The organism is Streptococcus sp. HMSC072G04 (genome assembly GCF_001813295.1).
In the GTDB taxonomy this organism is placed as follows: Bacteria; Bacillota; Bacilli; order Lactobacillales; family Streptococcaceae; genus Streptococcus.
In genome coordinates this window covers 19,726-37,435 of sequence record NZ_KV812021.1, presented here as the reverse complement: position 1 = coordinate 37,435, position 17,710 = coordinate 19,726, and the positions used below count along the sequence as shown (strand labels likewise).

Here is a 17,710-nt window from a genome sequence, read left to right as displayed (position 1 = left end):
AACGAATTACCGATTTCTGTCCCACTCTCTCTATTTTGACGATTCAGTTTCATCTTTTAAGAGCTCTTTCTTCACGCGCACCGTACTCTCATACTCAGCTCCAGCTAGACGATCAAACGGAAAGCGACGATTGAGTAAGACGATGGCAAGAGTGAGAATTAGGTACAATAAAACCACAAAGAAGAGCAATAAAATCATGGACAGGGTTAAGAGGGAATTGTCCGTCAAATCGCTATTCAAGAGCGAAATCAAATAGAACAACCCTTGAGGAATCAGATAGAAATAACCTACTACCAGGATTCCCCGCCAGATGGTGCGAAGCCATTTTTGCTTGTCAAAATGCAAGCGGAATTTCAATAAAGCCATTCCCAAGGTTTTGCCACGCCACAAGGGAATCAAGGCAAAATAGACAGCCAAAACCGCTACATAAGGAACCGTCTCTAAACGCTCGATTACCGCGTAAAGCAAGGATAGCATCACAAAGTCGATCAAGAAGGCAAGACCCATCCGGAAACCAGATACTCTGGTTCCTACTCGGAAAGAATGTTCGTCAATTTCATCTCGTGTCGGCAATAACCAAACTAGGAACCAACCAAGCAGATAACCCACTCCACCACCAGTGGTATTTTGAATAATATCATCGACATCTGCTAGGCGGTAAGGGCCCGAATATAGAAAGTAGAGACCTGATAACTGGGTTAGCTCCAAAAAGAGACTAAAGAGGGCTGTCAGGAGAATCGTTTTCTTAAAACCACACTTGAAATAATAGCGTAGATACATCCCAAAAGGAATCAACATCAGAATATTAAAGGCAGGCACATAAAAAGTTGGATGCTTAAGGGCTTGAATCCAAGTACCAGTCTGCGCTAAATCAAAGGGGCTCTCCTTGAAAAAATCCACTAGAAAAGCAAAGGGATGGAGATTGACCATTTCCGAGTAGCTAGTATGAATCTTACTTGGATCTGGCAGAGGCAAGATCACCAAGAAATAGACCGTCATCAAGTAAAGCATAAAAGAATAGAAAATCAGCACCCGCAATTTATTGACCGAGCCATATTTTCGATAATTCAAAATCATGTAGGGCAAGGTCAGCAAAAATGCCAGGAAAGGAAAGAGCTGAACAGCCGTTTTAATAGTAGAGATATACCCCATTGTGTCTCCTTTTTTTCGTTATAAAATCACCCTTTGCACAATGACAAAAGGTGATTTCTTCATTGATATAGAATATTATACGGCCCGGTAGAGGAAGAGTCAAGGAAGAGGAGTTCATTTCATTTTTTGAGCTCCTTATTGAACTAAAATCAGAATTCTCTCACTGTAACATCGTTAGTATAAAATAGGAATCACAAGACTATCCTATTCGCTAGAATTTCAATCATCTCATCTGAAACTTTTCCCACATCAATTGCTTTACTATTTAGTATGGATGGCACAGCATAAGATAGCATTAAGGAGATAATATTACGAATGATTCGTTCGTTAGGCCAATTAACCAGCTCCCCTTTCACCTTATAGTTATCTAAAATAGGATTGAGTGGCGTTACAATATTGTTCTGAACAATGCTCTCTGTTTTTTCAAACCAAGATGAATCAATTAAACACCTTGAAAAGAGAATTTTAATAATATCTCTATTGTTGATCAGAAAATTTAGTCGATCTTCGATCATACTCCGAAAAAAAACTGTAACACTTTCATCGTTACACAGAACTTTTTGATCAGTAAACAATTCAATTGTTTCAGGTATGACCTGATCAAAAAACAAGAGAAGAAGCGCATTGAGTATGCCTTCTTTTGTTTTAAAATAGCTAAAAACAGTCCCTTCTGATACTTCCGCTCGGCGTGCAATGTCAAGCGATGTAGTTTTTTCAAAACCGATTTCAGAAAACAAGGTTAAACTGGCAATTAGAACACGTTTTTGTTTATCACTCAATCTCATGAGTTGAATATGACGAACACAAGCTTGATTTAGATCAACCATTTTCCTTTCCTCCTCACTCCTCTTGAATCACAATCACACGTTTTCCTCTGGTATGCCCTTTTTCAAGATCCTTGTATGCTTCTTTTATTTCGGATAATGAAAATGGATAGATTTTATCCAAACGAACTGAAATTTCCCCTTTGGAAACAAGTTCTGCAAGTGATAGGAAGTCATCATATTGTGAATGCCGTGGGCCTGTAAATTGAGCTCCTTTCAAGATAGCAGAAGGAGATGGAACCAGGGTAGCAATTTGATCACCTCGCAAACCCAATTGGAAGCCTAATTTTACATAGTCTCCCCCATAACAATCCAACATCTTGGTAACAGTTACTCCTGAAAGTTCTTGAATTTTTTCTTTGATCGATTCATGATAGGAAATCGGGATGGCACCGATCGATCTGAGGTAGTCCGCATTACCAGCACTAGCTATTCCAATAACTCTGGCACCTTTTGAAACAGCATATTGTACTGCAATCGATCCAATTCCTCCAGATGCACCTGAAATGACAATTGTATCCTTAGTTCCAATATTAATTTTTCGAAAAGCTCCTCCTACCGTTAAGGAACTAACCCCCAAGACTGAGCCATGCAGAAAATCAATATTAGATGGCATAGAAGCGATCTCCGTCTCCTTCACACAAATCTCAGTTGCTAATGCTCCTCTTTTTGAACCAAGACCAGGTGCACTTATAATCGTCCCAAAGACTCTATCTCCTACCGAAAACTGAGTCACACTCTTACCTACTTCAATGATTGTCCCAGCAAAATCACGTGCAACGCCTCTAGGGAATAAAGAAGAAGTTTTCTCAAACCATCTACTAGGATGCCTTAGTTTCATTAAAAGGGATAACATCCGAAGCTGTTTAACACCCTCAAAAATTTTATAATCCACCGGATTTAATCCTACGGCAGCTACCTTGAGCCTCACTTGATTTTCCTTTAGTGGTTCTGGTTCTACTTCTGCTAATTCTAAGACATCTATATTACCAAATCGGTGAAATTGAACCGCTTTTACAGTCATACAATACATACCTCCATTGTAAAATTGAGTGATCACTCAATTTTAGATTATTATAGCATACAACTATCCATGATTCAATGATAGGTTCGACTAAAAGGATTCAGAGAAATTTTTCCTAGCAAAAAACACCCAAGATTCTTCTCTTGAGCGTCTGTTAGGAATGACCCTATCTGCGTTTACTATATCAGGAACCTTTGCTTCTCCTCTTCAAGCCTTTACTTCCGATAAAGACCAATAGATAACTTGCAATCCCCGAAAGATGCAATAGCGTTGAGATCCATCCGGTGATTACTGGTAAGAGCATGAGACCAGATAGAAAAATTAAGAATAGATAAAACCATTTTACGGTACGTAAAAATTCTTTCCACACGTTTGGCAGGAGCATGACTCCACCGGTTACAAAGGCGTATCCTACAGCAGAGATCCCTGTTGCCTGAATGTCCCGCCCCTGGGTTAAGAGGTGAAAAACGATGGAAGAGAAGACTGTCGCCGTCACAAAAACAATCAAGACTTGTCTGGAGCCTCTTTTTCTTTCTAACAATCCTCCGAAGGGAAGGATCATAAGTCCATTTAACAACAAATGGACCCATAAAAACCAGATAGGGGCTCCTTTACTACCGTGCATCAGGGTCCCACTGACATATTGCCAAGCATAGACTGGCTTCGAATGAAAGGCCAACAGGTCATACATAGCATCCCCATAAAAGGAAGTCAATAGACCGAGCAATAAACAGATTAGAGCTAAAGTACTGATGACAGGGTAGGTTGTAAGGATTCTTTTCATATTTATCTTCTCTTTTTCAAAAAACAGCGTTACGGTGTCTCCATTCACGACCATTATACCATTTATTTCATTGGAGACAGAAAAGTTTTTGCTTCTTTCGTTTCAAATCTTTGCTGGAAAAACGAAATATCGTGACTTATTAGTCGGTCACGATTTGCCTTCAGATCAAAAATCGATCCTGCTTTCAGAATACCGTAGCAAAAATTTGACTATCAATTTTTAAAAGAATATACTCATTCTAATCTGAGACGAATATTTTTCATTTTTTTAAATCAACTGTATTGTATTCAGAGAAATAAACGACTAACTTCATGGAGGTGACGCTATGTCATTAGAAGAAAAATTGAACCAAGTAAAAGGCTCTGTTAAAGAAGGCTTCGGTAAATTAACCGGCGATAAAAAAACAGAAGCTGAAGGCACTGCTGAAAAAGTTGCTTCAAAAGCAAAAGAAGTTGCTGAAGATGCAAAAGAAGCTGTTGAAGGAGCGATCAAGGGCGTTAAAAATATCTTTCATAAAGACGACAACTAACCGTTAACGTTCTAAAACCACCCTATTTTCTGCAGTCCTATTTGACTGAGGGAGATGGGGTGGTTTTTTGTTTGTCATTCATTTGGTGAACTACATATCAGGAATCGAAAAAAACACCTTGCAAGATGCAAAGTGTTTTCGTTTGTGCTCTGCTGTCCAGCAACGAATTAACGACTACTAAATTGTGGTGCTTTACAAGCTTTCTTAAGACCTGATTGGAAACAATTCATTTAAAGTGGTTTTAGAATAACTTTATAACATTATTCCACCGTTTTTTACTTTTTCTATCAAAGAATAGAATCAAACTATATCAATTCTTCATAACACGTATTTTATTTATACTTCATCACCCTCCAATAATATGTCTTTTATATTTTTTAGCCCTACATTTGATATTTCAAAATTTGAAAATAGTTCAAATTTATATTTTATAAACATAGCACTACCATCATTATGTGTGGACATAATAATTTGATAATCTGATAATGAATGTCTTATTAAATCAATTAAAGCATATACATTCATAGAATCCATATCTTGAATCGGATCATCAATTGATAAAAATCTGAACTCTTTTGAAATCTTAAATGTAGTATTTAGCGCCAAAGTGAAAGCAAATGAAATAACAGCTACTTGTCCAGAACTTAATTGATACATCACATCCTGCTCACTATTACTATTTGCTATAAACCTGATATTAGAATTATTTTGAGTAGTTAGTAGAACTCCCATTCCTTGTTGGTAATTTTGTAAAATTTTAGCAGTATACATATAGAAGGGAAGCTTCAACTTTTGAATCATCTGTTCTTGGTAAGATTTTATATTATTATTTAATTTCCTAACACGCTGCTGAAGATAAGTAATTGTGCGTTCGATTATTTGAAGGCGATTCTCAATTTGGTTAAACATCGTCAAACTTTGTAATTCAAACTGGTTAATAATATACTCCCTTTTTTGGCTGATTCTTTCTATAGTACACTCCTCAAAAGTTTTTTCCTTAGATGCAAAGTATTTATCAAATAGATGTTGTGAATCTAAACTTTTAGAATAATCAAATACTATTTGAGATCTAAGATCCCTTAAAAATACTAGCAACTTTTCTTTGTTCTCTTCAAATTTATTCAAGGAAATGGGTAAAAGGTCAAAAGAAATTTCATATTCCCTTATTGATTCTCCAGCTAAAATAGAATATTTTTCTAAAAGATTTTCAAAATTTACACTCTTCTTTACAACTCTAAGGAAAGTACTATAAACTTCCTTTGGAATCAATAGTTTTTCTTGCAATGAACTTATTAACTCTGTTTTCAAATTCTCAAACTCTTGTAACGAAGCACTCTCATCAACAAGCAAAGGCCTAATCTCTGAGTTCATTACAACTAAGTTGCTAAAAGACTCAGGAAAGTCATAATTACTTATGGATCGTATCACCGACAAAAAATCATCAGGAATAACAAAAAGTTTCTCTTGCTCCGTTTGAATCTGATTTTGCAACTCCATTTTTAATTGATTTAATTCTTCAACCATATTTGAAACTTCTATTTCAAAATTAGTCAAATTTTTACGTAGTTGATTCGTTGTTTCTTCATAGGCTATCAGTAAATTCTTGCTCTCTCCCCAATCATAGCCACAAAACACACATTCTGAATTTTTTTCATCACTATGTTCTTTTAGACGGCTTCTTATCTCGAGTAACTTGTTAATCGAATTTACACCATCATCCAGTTGCTCTTTTTTAATCTTGTAAGTTGATAACTTGTAATCAAACATTTCAAGCCACACTTGACCAAATTCCCAATTTGGAAAACTATTTAAAGAATTCTTAATTATCTCTATATTAAGTTTGTCAATTTCGACATCAAGCAGACCCTCTAGAATTTTTCCACGTTTAAACATTCTACTGTCATTTTCCAATGACTCTAGTTGACCGATATAATTTTTAAGTAAAAAATAGGAATAATTTTTATCATTTAAAATTAAAGTATGATTTTGTTCAATATGCTCTATATTATCCTGACTTTCAAAAAATTCTCTAACTATTAAGTAGAAAATAAAATCTTTATCATCCAGAACCTCTCGCTCAAACTGATCACTTAGTTTTCTAAGAAAGTAATCCTTTGGAGAAAATGAACTCCGAAACTCTTGCAGTTTTTCAATTTCTGAAAGATATATATTTAAACTTTCATTTGACAGTTCATTATCAAATTCAATTGATTCTTTATTAAAAGCAAAGTCATTATCTGCTCTAAGAGGTAACTTAGAATATGGAGTGTCGTTCTTAATTGGGGAAGTTTTTAACTTATCTTTTTTTGCTTTTAGTTCCTTTTCACTAGAGGATAAAACACTTTTTAAACGCTCTAATCGATTTTTTCTATTAACATAGTTTCCAATATTTAATAAAAAGTTCAATTGTTCCTTTCTATCTTTCTCCTTTTGCTTCAAATAATAAGCTGTTTCATCTTGTTGAATATAATGAAACAAATCAAAAGTATCACCTAAACTATAATCTTCTGATTCGTATCCTAAAAATTGACTAATGACCTTTTGTATATCTCTTTCACTCAAACCATCCAAGTCTTCAAGGGGTTCAGGTTCAAACCGAACTGTTCTTTTAAATTTTGAAAATGAAAACTTTGGTACATTACTTCCCTCAGCATTCATACTACTCTTATAAAGACTAGATACTATCAAAGAACTACCTTCATCATTTGTCAACGTTAGCTCAATGAATGTATCTTCCTCAGGATTATTTTGAAAATAAGGAGTACTAAAACTACTTCTACCATCGCTATAATCGGACTCTTCAATTCGACGGATTTTCCCAGTTAATGATAACTCTATTGCATCAAAAATTGTAGTTTTTCCAAATCCATTTGGTCCAACAAACAAAGTTACATTCTCTTGAAAATCAATAATTCTAGTTTCCTTTATATTTTTAAAGTTTTTTATTAAAATTTTTTTGATTTTCATTGTAATAATTCTCCTATTTGAAGTAAATCAGAAATATTTTTATCATCGGTAGAAATATCTTTCAGTGATTCTGACAATTTCTCATCAGTGACCTTAGTATAAAATTCCAATAATCTATTATCTAATTCATCCTTACTGTCCTGATACTGATTTTCTATACTTTGATAGATATCATTTCTTTTAGGGAGTGTGAAAAATGGTAGTTTTACTCCAATTTCCATCGCCATAAAATACGACTCGCTAAAAAACATATCCTCCTCAAAAGCATCAATATTAGATTCCAAGTAACTATAGAGTGCTTCATTAGTAGTTTTGTCTCGTAAATCCGATAACCCATTTTGAGTGTATAATAAAACGAACTTTCTAAAATAGTAATAGTCCTCTTCTATCAATAATATTGATCTTTGGATTTTTTCATCTTCAAATGCTTCTTTTAAATTATCAACTTCTACCAAAATAAACAGAGAGGTATTTTTCTTAATATTCTCGTGTTCCGATTTCACAGACAGTCTTTCAAACTCTTTTATTACTTGTGAAGTCTTATCATCATCAAAAAAATTATGTAGCTCATTAGGACTATATTCACTAACTATAAAATACTCTGAGTATTGCGAGTTCGTATAGAAATCAAAATCTGTATCCAACTGATTAAAATGGTTATTTTGTAAAAATTTTATAACAATGTCTCTCATATTAGTCCTCCGGCACACTCAAATTCTTTTCTTTCACTTTCTTAATGCCAATAAATTCCATATTCGGTTTGAAAATATTATGTTGCATTCCTGTATTCCATTCATCTTTATATCTACTATCTGACATACTATCAAATTCATCTATTCTTACTCCAATCGGAACCCCATCTATATCCCTATTAATAAGAAAATCATGATTAAAAGTGGCTTTTAAAAATTCTGAATTATCAATAATATTTTTAATTACTGTTGCAATACGACCAGGAGATTCTTCAATATCAATTAAGGAGAATCTATAACTTTTTTTAACATCATCTAAAAAACTATAATGTTTAAACGAAAATTTTCTAACATCTTTTATCAACGAATAGAATATTCTTTCTAAGAGAGTAATATTAAATATTTTTGCAAAATCTTCATCCGACTTTTCATGGGGTAAAACCATTCTTACAAACTTATAAAACTCTTTTTTAGATAGCGACAGTAAATGATTGATTATTTTATCCATCAGTTTGAAGTTCTCTTCAGAAATATCAGTTGAATAATCACGATGATATTTTTCCCAGCTATAAGTCAAAGTATTCTTCATTTCATATACTTCATCTTTAGGAGCTTCCTTTTCAATAATGGAAATTATTTCTCTAAAGGATATTTCTGGAAAACCAGATTCACTGTGTGCTTGTCCAATGCTATGATCCAATAAAGAACCTACATACCTGAGATATACTTGTTTTAAATGTGAAACACTATCATTCAATGGATTACCCTTTAATTTTAAAATTTCTTCTATTTCAGCTGTACAATAATCTCTAATTGTATCATTACCATCATTTTGAGAAAGCGGACAATATAACACTTCATCGGAGCCAACTTTATATTTATAAAGTTGAACTTGAGACTCATTTTTAGTATATTTTGTCCTGCCAGGGAACTTAGATTTATATTCTTCCCGTGTCAAATAAAAATCTGGCACACTAACAATCACATGCAAAAATCTGCTCTCAGGAGAAACCACCATACGTACCACGTTTCCTTGACCATCAAATTCATGAATCTGATACCCCTTTACATTTATTTTTTCCTTTCCATTTTCTAACTTCCTTGTTTGTATATTAAAAAGGTCCGAGTAATCCTCTCTCTCATTACCATTGATATAAGCTTTTACTTGATGCCTCGATAATACTTGCTCTTCATTGCCAACAATATCAAAGTCCTCAGCATTTTCATATCTTATAGCATAATCTTCAAAATTTTCTATTTCATTTTCAATGCAGCATCGTAATTGTCTTAGCGCAACTAAAAAACCAACTTTCCCTTGATGAATATATCCACTCCAACTTGATGTTGCGTTCCTATTCTGATCAACATTTGAACTCGCCATTTTACCTCCTTATGTATACACATCTAAATAACATTAACACCCAAAATCACATAGTTAACATAATTATATAATTTACCAAACAACCCGTCAACTCAATATCCACACACTATAATACTTACAAAGTATGTATTCTTCATCAAAAAAGTTTCCCCTTAATACATTCTTCTTGTATCATTTATTCCTACTATTCATCACATATTATTTGTCGTATGATAATTATCAATAGTAGTATTGATATTCTCGTAACACCATACTAACTAGCTTGAGGAATATTAGGACTTACAAAAAAATAGTCAAATAAACTGCTAAATCTGAACATTCTTAAAATAGAACAATTTCATCATTTATCTCAGTAGTAAATCTAAATGATAAACTTTATAATTGATATTTATCAGCTTTTATCAATAGAATGACTAGTAAATCATACAAATAAAGCATTAATTGAAGACACTCTTAGACACACCATTTTTATATAAAAGATTCTATAAAACTCAGTACTGATTTTAAATTTACAAAAAATTTTTCTAAGAAAAATGGGTGAACTTTTTCAAAAAACATAAAAAAGCACCCATGAGGTAAACTCTTGAGTGCTTTAAAACGTTGATAGTATCGTATTGATTAACATTTTGAGTGCAGTGGTTGCCATCCAATCAAACATCGCTACGCTTGTTTTCTTGGGGCAACTATGCATAGCATATCTCTATGCGACTAAAGTCGCTAGAGCTATCCTAATTGCGCACCGCCAGTTCTCATACAAAAAACACCTTGCAAGATGCAAAGTGTTTTCGTTTGTATTCTACTTTCCAGCAACGAATTAACGTTTAGAGAACTGGCTAGCTTTACGAGCTTTCTTAAGACCTGGTTTCTTACGTTCAACTTTACGTGAGTCACGTGTAAGAAGTCCTGCGCGTTTCAATGAATCGCGGAAGTCTGGGTCTACTTGAAGAAGGGCACGAGCGATACCGTGACGGATTGCTCCTGCTTGACCTGCGTAACCACCACCTACAACGTTAACGAAAACGTCGTATGAACCTACAGTTGAAGTAACTGCGAATGGTTGGTTGATTACAAGACGAAGGTCAGCGTGTGGGATGTACTCTTCAACATCTTTTTTGTTAACAGTGATTTTACCAGTTCCTGGAACAAGGCGAACGCGTGCAACAGCGTTTTTACGACGTCCAGTACCTGCATATTGTGCTTGTGACATACTTTATTGTTCCTTTCCTTAGATAAGTCCTGAAATATCAAGAACTTCTGGTTGTTGTGCAGCGTGAGTGTGCTCAGCTCCAACGAATACTTTCAATTTCATACCTTGAGCGCGGCCAAGAGTATTGTGTGGAAGCATACCTTTAACTGATTTCTCGATCAAACGTACTGCATTTTTAGAACGAAGTTCACCAGCAGAGATTGATTTCAATCCACCTGGGTGGTTTGAGTGAGTGTAGTAGATCTTATCAGTTGCTTTTTTACCAGTCAATTTAACTTTTTCAGCATTGATAACGATTACGAAGTCACCTGTATCAGTGTGTGGTGTGAATGTTGGTTTGTTTTTTCCGCGAAGCACGCTAGCAACAACTGCTGAAAGGCGTCCAAGAGGTACATCAGTTGCGTCAACAACGTACCATTTGCGTTCTACTTGGCCTGGTTTAGCCATGAATGTAGTTTTGTTCATGATTTCTCCTATATGAATGTCGTTTTTGTTTACAGGGCGGATGTTCCGGTCCGCGAGTTATTTGAAAGGTTCCGGGGCCTTACAAATGGGGTAAACAATACCGCCTACTATTGTATCAAAATTCTAAGATAAAAGTCAACCGATTTGGAAAATTATTTGCGATTTTCTTTTCCAATGACAAATCCGATCAAGGAATTCGGGCCGACGTGGGCTGAAATAACCGGTCCAAGAGGCATCACGAGGACTTCATCGATTCCTTCAAGCGCAAGCATTTCTTGCTTCAGTGCTTCGGCTCCTTCTAGATCGTTGGTATAAGACACCAAGGCTGTGCTTTCACCGATATCGGCCTTGATCAGCTCCAGTAATTCTCGGACAGCTTTTTTGCGTCCCCGAACCTTGCTGATGGGCACTAATTTCCCTTCCGCATCAATCCAGAGAATGGGTTTGATGCTGGCCAAACTTCCCATGATCGCAGCACTCTTGGAAAGACGGCCTCCACGCATGAGGTGGTAGAGATCATCGACGAGGAAATAAGTCCGCAGTCTTGGCGCTAGGTCCATGATCTCTTCCTTGGCTTCTGCTAATGAACGGCCTGCATCACGCGCAGCTACTGCCCGCATGACCAGATATCCCTCTCCAATCCCAGCAGCCTTCGGATCGACAATCTCGATCACGGCTTCCGGGTAGTCTTCTAAAACCAGGTCTCGTGCCATGACTGCACTCTGGTAAGTCCCAGATAAGACCGATGAAAAGGCCACATAAAGCAGATCTTTTCCTTCTTTGGCAAATTGTTCAAAGGTTTCCTGAAATTGGCCCACATTGACCTGACTGGTTGTCGGTTTGGCCCCATTTTTCATGGCTTCTAAAAGTTCAGGGCTAGTCAATTGACCTTGGCCAACTGTCTGGTAAACCGTCCCATCTAACTCAATGGTCAAGCCAAGAATGGTCACCTGGTGTTCCTTGGCCCAGTTCTGGTCTAAATCTGCGGTCGAATCGGTTAAAATAGCAAATGTCATTACTTGTCTCCCATCATTTCTTGTAATTGTCGCAATACTTCGTGATCGAGCGGTCGCATGGGCGGTTTTTGATCGTTGACCACTCGCTGCGCTTGATTGAGGTTCCCTTTGACGACTGCGACTCGTTTTTCTAACTCTCTGGCAGATACCCGAAGAGCTCCTTGAGCAAAGACGGTCCATTGCTCATTTAAGTCACTGGTCGCTACCGATACTTGGTGGAGGGGCGTGTTAAGCTCTTCCGCCAAGCGCTCGATATAGTCATCTGCCGTCTCATCCTCACCGGTAAAGACCACCTGAACATTGAACTCCTCATAAGTCTGCCGCACTCCTGGCATATACTGGGCATCAAAGACACAGATGACTTCGATTCCTTCAAAGCTAGCATAGTGACTCAGTTTTTGCAGGAGGATATTGCGGGCTGCATCGAGCTCACTTTTTTGAAAGAGCTGGCGGGTCTCCTGCCAAAAGGCAATCATATTATAGCCGTCAACCAATAAGATTTTTCGTTTCATATCATTGCCTTTCTAGGATTATAATCGGTTGCGAAAGACCTCATACATAAGGATGGCTGCTGCCACACTGGCATTGAGGCTTTGCACATGACCATTCATGGGAATGGTGATCATCTCATCGACTTGCTTTTTGATGTTGGCTGAGATCCCTTTTCCTTCATTGCCAATAATCAAGGCTAACTTGCCAGCCGTATTCCACTGGTGAGATGGCGTGCCGTTCATGTCGGTTCCAAAGATCCAGAAGCCCTCTTCCTTGAGCTTGTCTAAGGTTTGGCTAAGATTGGTCACACGCGCAATGGGAATGTGTTCCACTGCTCCAGTAGAAGTTTTTGACACCACTGGGGTTACCCCTACTGCCCGATGCTTAGGAATGATGACTCCTGAGACATTGGTCGCATCAGCTGTCCGTAAGATAGATCCAAGATTGTGCGGATCTGTTAAACCATCGAGAATCAACAAAAGTGGGTTCTCTTCTTGGGCTGTCTGTTTCAGAATCGCTGCCAAGTCTGTATAGGCAAAGGCTGCCACTCGAAGAACGAAGCCTTGGTGAACAGCTCCTTCTGTCATTTCCTGCAGGGTTTTCTTTGGCGTCCAAGAAATTGACACTTTTTTCTCAGCTGCTAAGGCCTTGATCTTGTCGACATTTTTTCCTCGGAGGTCTTCTTGAATATATAATTTATTGCCTGTATTGGCTTGTAAAGCCTCGGTGACTGCGTGGACACCGTATACGATATCGTTATTTTCCATAGAACTAGTATACCACAAGAAAGGAGGAAGAGGCCAATTCATGATATAATGAAATCAAATCTATCTCAATGAACGAACCGAACTAGAAAGGAAGCCATGCCTCTTTTTCAACGAACCATCAAACTCACCTTGGCCACCTGTTTAGCAGCGGCCCTCGCTTATGCTCTGGGCTTGACCTATGCCATCTCAGCTGGCGTCATTGCCATCTTAAGTATCTCGGATACGCGTCGCAGTACCATCAAGCAAGCCTACCAGCGCTTTATGTCGACCTTACTGGCCCTTGCTATCGGAAGTCTCGCCTTTTCCTTTTTTGGATTCAACCTTTGGGCACTGGGAGTCTTTATCGCTCTCTATGTTCCTTGCGCCTTTCTATTGGGTTGGCAGATCGGCATCACGCCTAGTACGGTGCTGGTCACCCATCTCTTAATTGAGCAGTCTACTTCCTGGGGACTCTTGCTCAATGAACTTGCCCTCTTTTTAATTGGGACCAGCTTTGCCTTGCTGGCCAATCTCTATATGCCTTCTAATCAGGGAGCGATCGATCACTACCATGATGTTGTTGAAGACCAACTGAAAAAGATCCTTGGTCGTTTTGCGGAATTACTTGGTAAAGGGGATGGTCGCAATGATGCTCGCTTGATTAAGGAGTTGGACAGCATCCTAAAGGACGCTTTGAACCTAGTCTATCTGGACCATTCCAACCACCTCTTTCACCAAACCAACTACCATATTCACTACTTCGAAATGCGCAAGCGGCAAAACGATATTCTGCGGGATATGGCAGAAAACGTCAACCGCTGTCAGTTGGCGGCGAGTGAAAGTATGATCCTAGCACAACTATTTAAGAAGACAGCCCAACAGTTAAGTCAGGAAAATCCCGCCCAAGATCTTCTTGATGATATTAGTCAGTATTTAGCGATCTTTCGCGAACGCCCTCTTCCTAAGACCCGTGAAGAATTCGAAACACGCGCCACCTTGCTCCAACTCTTAAGAGACTTAGAAACTTTTATCCAGGTTAAGGTTGATTTTTACCAACAATTCCATGAGGAAACAGAATAGACAAAGAAGCCCTTGCAAGATGCAAAGGCTTTTTTATTCAGGCAGTTGTTGTAAACGCTTTCCTAAAATGGTATACTAGAACTGGAAAATAACTTTTTAAGGAGGGTCTTCTATATGATGAAGTCTTCGTATAAGAAACATTTGTACACTACAACACTCAGCCTCTCAGCGGCTGTCTTGCTTTCCGTTATCGGTCATGGCCAAGCTTCAGCCGATAGCTTAGAAGCGCCTCAAACAGAACCAAGCACGGTCCTTGAAGCGACACCTGCTACTGAGCAACCTATGACAGCTGATACTGCCAGTCCTTCTGTAGCTGAAAAAGAAGACACCGCAGTCACTGCCACTTCTGCGGAACCAGCAGCGACTTCTGATGCGACTTCTACTACAGAAGTTGCTCCAGCCGCTAGTCCAGTCACCAACCGTGCTACAACAACCGCTGACCAAGCGACACGCTTGTCGGATAGCACCATTTATCTCTCTGAAAAGAGTACGATTGATGACAAAGTCCAAGAAAAAGCTCAAGCTGCTGGCAAGATCAGCTGGACCTTAGACAATAAGCCTCTCTCTGAGTGGAAAACCTGGGATATGGAGACAGGAACACTGAGCAAGGATCCATTCCTTACTATCACAGAGACCGCAAACGGCAACGATCTGGATCTCCACATTGACGTGCAGGATCTCTTTGGTGAAGATCTCAGTCTTCGTAGCCCAAATAATATTCGCCGGACTTACCGCAACTACATCGGCAATCATGAGCTGGTCGGAACCAATGCAGACTTAGGGATCACCATCAATAAGACCCTTGTTTTTCGACCTTATCAGGACTACCATACACATGAAGAAATGCTGGCTGCCATCGAAAAATCCAAGGAAGAAGCGAAACCCGATCGTTTAGTGCAGCTGGAAACCCTTGGCAAGAGTGCCCAAGGACGGGATATGAAGATGGGGATCGTGAGCAAGGACCAAGCCAGCATCGATCACTACCTGTCTAGTACCAACCCTACAGCTTTGACTAAGCCAAGCGAAATGCTGGCCGCACTAAAAGACAAAACCTTGGATTACAAATTACCTGTCTTAGTCCATAACACCCACGCGGATGAACAGCCAGGCATTGATATCATCACAGGCCTCTTCAATACCTTTGCGACCAAGGAAAAGGTGACCTTTAACACTACAGATGAAGCTGGAAATGCTAAAACTGTCACGCTAGATATTCCAACTTTGCTCAATAAATTCATCTTCTTATTTGACTTCACGGAAAACCCAGATGGGGATGCTCTCAACCTGCGGGCCCTAGCAAACGGGCTCGATCCAAACCGGGATGCCAGCTACCAAACCAACCCTGAAGTTCGCACGGTTATCCAAATGATCAACAAATGGAATCCGATCGCTCTCTATGACTTACACGGTTTTGTCAAAGAATTCTTAATCGAACCTGCAACGCCACCACATGATCCGAACTTCGAATACGATCTTCTGTCAGACCTGATGCTAGAAAATGCCCATCATATGGGACGGGCAGGAGTTGCCAATTCTAAATACGATAGTTACATCATTCCAAAACTGGATTGGGGCGATGGCTGGGATGACTCCTTCTCTGGTTATACAGGGGTTTATGCTGTTTACCATGGTATCTTAGGCCATACTATTGAAATTCCAGAAGGAAATGAAGAATCCTACAAAGCAGGTCGCAATGCTGTTCTAGGAGGGATTGACTTCCTCAACCAAGATCCAGACCGTCTCCTTGAGATGCGTCTCAACTTCTACCTGCGTGGTCTCAATAAAACCGAAGATCCAAAAGCCGAAAATGAACTGGTCGGTCCAAATGGGGAAATCGTTGGACGTGTGAAAAATGGTCGTCCGAAATTCTTCCCAGACTACTACGTCATCCCAATGAGCCTCGACAAAGACAACGATGCCCAAGAAGCCTTCAATATGATCGACTACTTCAAACGCAATGGTGTCCTCGTCAAGGAGCTCAAAGAAGATACAGGTCCCTACAAAAAAGGGGACTTGGTCATTGACATGGCCCAAGCCAAACGCGGCTATGCCAACCACATTCTCTACAAGGGCTCCAACGAATCTGCCTGGGCTGCTATGTACGCAGAGTTGCTGGTCAACTTCCCAGATATGAGAGGGTTCAAGTCCGAACCCGTCTTTGCGGATGGTCTTTTCAATGGAAAATTAGGAGAAGTCACCACCACCCGCGCCACTCGTACCTCTGAGATCGATCCAAAAGCTCCTTACTATGTGATCGCAAATACCTCAGCCAGTGCTGTTAAAGCTGTCAACCAGGCGATTGCACAAGGAAAATCTGTCTACCTAACAGATGATGGCTACATCGTTGACCGCGATACCTTTGCTTCGCTCCTACCAAACTATGCCATTTATGGTGATGCCCTCTACAAGGTGCCAAGCGGACCAACCTTGAAACCGATGAAGGTCTACTCTCCAAACTACCACTATAATTGGGCTGGAGTAGATGCGCCTGCTCATACTAGTTTGGTCCTTGAAAAATTAGGCTTCCAAATCGTCAATACGCCAGAAGAAGCGGATGTTGTTGTTTTGGAAAGCAATCGCTTTGACGCTTCCATTTTTGGCAAGAAACCAACCCTTGTCATTGGCGGGGAAGCCATGCAAAAATTGGAAAAATTGGGAGTTCTTGCAGGATTTGACGCTGAAAAACTAAAAGGCGGTAGTGACTACGAAGGCTTGATGAAAGCGATCATTGATGATCAGGATCCATTGACCAGCGGATACAAGAAGAATACCCTCTTCTACTCCAACTCAGGAAACTGGATTGAAAAGGTTCCAGAGCATTTCAAGACCTTGATGAGCATCGCTCCAAGCGATTATTATATTGCAGGTTGGTGGCCACATAACGATGTTCTGGCTAACAAAGTCATGGCCATCTCTGGAGAACTGATGGGACAACCACTCTTTGTCTATGCAGGAAATCCAACCAACCGTCAACACCCTGTCCACTTCTTCCGCTGGGTAACCAATGCGATCTTTGGCAGCAAATTGGCAAGCTTGATGGATTATATTCCAGCTAAAGAACCAGATCAAGTGGTGGTTCCAATTTATAACCAAACAAGCAATCCACAGCCAATCTTAGCCAAGAAGGATACTCCTAAAGTCCTCCTTCCACAAAAAGAAATGACAACTAAAAATGAAGAAAGTGTGCAAGCCTTGACTTACCAAGTAGGACAAAGCTTCCAAGAAAGTCCAGCCAAGGCACAATTGCCACAAACTGGAGAAGACACAACTGCGCGCTTCATTCTTTCCGGCTTCTTGTTAGCCGTTAGCGGAGGCTTCCTCCTCTTGAAAAAGAAAAAAGTTGAGTAAGTT

The 17,710-nt window shown here is 39.0% G+C and carries 15 protein-coding genes; 3 read left to right on the top strand and 12 right to left on the bottom strand.

Translation table 11 applies throughout. The annotated features are described in order from the left end of the window. Positions 1-30: 30 nt before the first annotated feature. From HMPREF2904_RS05405 to HMPREF2904_RS05390, 4 genes are all read right to left on the bottom strand, one after another. Complete coding sequence (locus HMPREF2904_RS05405) at positions 31-1,152, bottom strand: VanZ family protein (protein ID WP_070660749.1); 1,122 nt, start codon at positions 1,150-1,152, stop codon at positions 31-33. A gap of 191 nt (positions 1,153-1,343) precedes the next feature. Next, positions 1,344-1,979 carry a TetR/AcrR family transcriptional regulator gene (locus tag HMPREF2904_RS05400; RefSeq protein WP_070660744.1) on the bottom strand — a complete coding sequence of 212 codons (636 nt, stop codon included), beginning with the start codon at positions 1,977-1,979 and terminating at the stop codon, positions 1,344-1,346. A gap of 13 nt (positions 1,980-1,992) precedes the next feature. Then, entirely contained in the window at positions 1,993-3,000 is a 1,008-nt protein-coding gene (locus HMPREF2904_RS05395) for an NADP-dependent oxidoreductase (protein WP_070660741.1), read from the bottom strand. Between the two features lie 184 nt (positions 3,001-3,184). Beyond that, positions 3,185-3,784: a rhomboid family intramembrane serine protease gene (locus HMPREF2904_RS05390; RefSeq protein WP_070660738.1), complete on the bottom strand. Its 600-nt coding sequence runs from the start codon at positions 3,782-3,784 to the stop codon at positions 3,185-3,187. 325 nt (positions 3,785-4,109) lie between these two features. On the opposite strand from HMPREF2904_RS05390, the gene HMPREF2904_RS05385 reads away from it, so the two are divergent. Continuing rightward, a complete protein-coding gene (locus tag HMPREF2904_RS05385) occupies positions 4,110-4,313 on the top strand; it encodes a CsbD family protein (RefSeq protein WP_070660735.1) in 204 nt (67 codons plus the stop codon). Positions 4,314-4,649: 336 nt separating this feature from the next. Here HMPREF2904_RS05385 and HMPREF2904_RS05380 read toward each other — a convergent pair whose 3' ends face one another. The 8 genes from HMPREF2904_RS05380 to rlmB all read right to left on the bottom strand — a co-directional run bounded on the left by HMPREF2904_RS05380 (position 4,650) and on the right by rlmB (position 13,300). Then, complete coding sequence (locus HMPREF2904_RS05380) at positions 4,650-7,280, bottom strand: AAA family ATPase (RefSeq protein ID WP_070660732.1); 2,631 nt, start codon at positions 7,278-7,280, stop codon at positions 4,650-4,652. Beyond that, complete coding sequence (locus HMPREF2904_RS05375; RefSeq protein ID WP_070660729.1) at positions 7,277-7,972, bottom strand: ABC-three component system middle component 1; 696 nt, start codon at positions 7,970-7,972, stop codon at positions 7,277-7,279. The genes HMPREF2904_RS05380 and HMPREF2904_RS05375 overlap by 4 nt, the downstream gene beginning before the upstream one ends. A 1-nt stretch (position 7,973) precedes the next feature. Continuing rightward, the gene (locus HMPREF2904_RS05370) at positions 7,974-9,353 is read right to left on the bottom strand and encodes an ABC-three component system protein (protein ID WP_070660726.1); all 1,380 of its coding nucleotides are present in this window, start codon (positions 9,351-9,353) and stop codon (positions 7,974-7,976) included. An 814-nt stretch (positions 9,354-10,167) separates the two neighbouring features. Next, positions 10,168-10,560, bottom strand: a complete 393-nt coding sequence (gene rpsI, locus HMPREF2904_RS05365) for a 30S ribosomal protein S9 (RefSeq protein WP_000075969.1) — start codon at positions 10,558-10,560, stop codon at positions 10,168-10,170. 18 nt (positions 10,561-10,578) lie between these two features. After that, a complete protein-coding gene (gene rplM / locus HMPREF2904_RS05360) occupies positions 10,579-11,025 on the bottom strand; it encodes a 50S ribosomal protein L13 (RefSeq protein WP_002876943.1) in 447 nt (148 codons plus the stop codon). A gap of 152 nt (positions 11,026-11,177) precedes the next feature. Beyond that, a complete protein-coding gene (locus HMPREF2904_RS05355; protein WP_070660723.1) occupies positions 11,178-12,041 on the bottom strand; it encodes a DegV family protein in 864 nt (287 codons plus the stop codon). After that, on the bottom strand, positions 12,041-12,553 hold the full coding sequence (locus tag HMPREF2904_RS05350) for an NYN domain-containing protein (RefSeq protein ID WP_070660720.1): 513 nt from the start codon (positions 12,551-12,553) through the stop codon (positions 12,041-12,043). Before HMPREF2904_RS05350 ends, HMPREF2904_RS05355 begins: the two co-directional genes overlap by 1 nt. Positions 12,554-12,571: 18 nt before the next feature. Further along, positions 12,572-13,300: a 23S rRNA (guanosine(2251)-2'-O)-methyltransferase RlmB gene (gene rlmB / locus HMPREF2904_RS05345; RefSeq protein WP_003010074.1), complete on the bottom strand. Its 729-nt coding sequence runs from the start codon at positions 13,298-13,300 to the stop codon at positions 12,572-12,574. Between the two features lie 96 nt (positions 13,301-13,396). Between rlmB and HMPREF2904_RS05340 the strand changes: the two genes are divergently transcribed. Together HMPREF2904_RS05340 and HMPREF2904_RS05335 are read left to right on the top strand one after the other, a co-directional pair. Beyond that, positions 13,397-14,359, top strand: a complete 963-nt coding sequence (locus HMPREF2904_RS05340; RefSeq protein ID WP_070660717.1) for an aromatic acid exporter family protein — start codon at positions 13,397-13,399, stop codon at positions 14,357-14,359. Between the two features lie 117 nt (positions 14,360-14,476). Beyond that, entirely contained in the window at positions 14,477-17,707 is a 3,231-nt protein-coding gene (locus tag HMPREF2904_RS05335) for an LPXTG-anchored zinc carboxypeptidase (RefSeq protein WP_070660877.1), read from the top strand. The last annotated feature ends 3 nt before the right edge of the window (positions 17,708-17,710 follow it).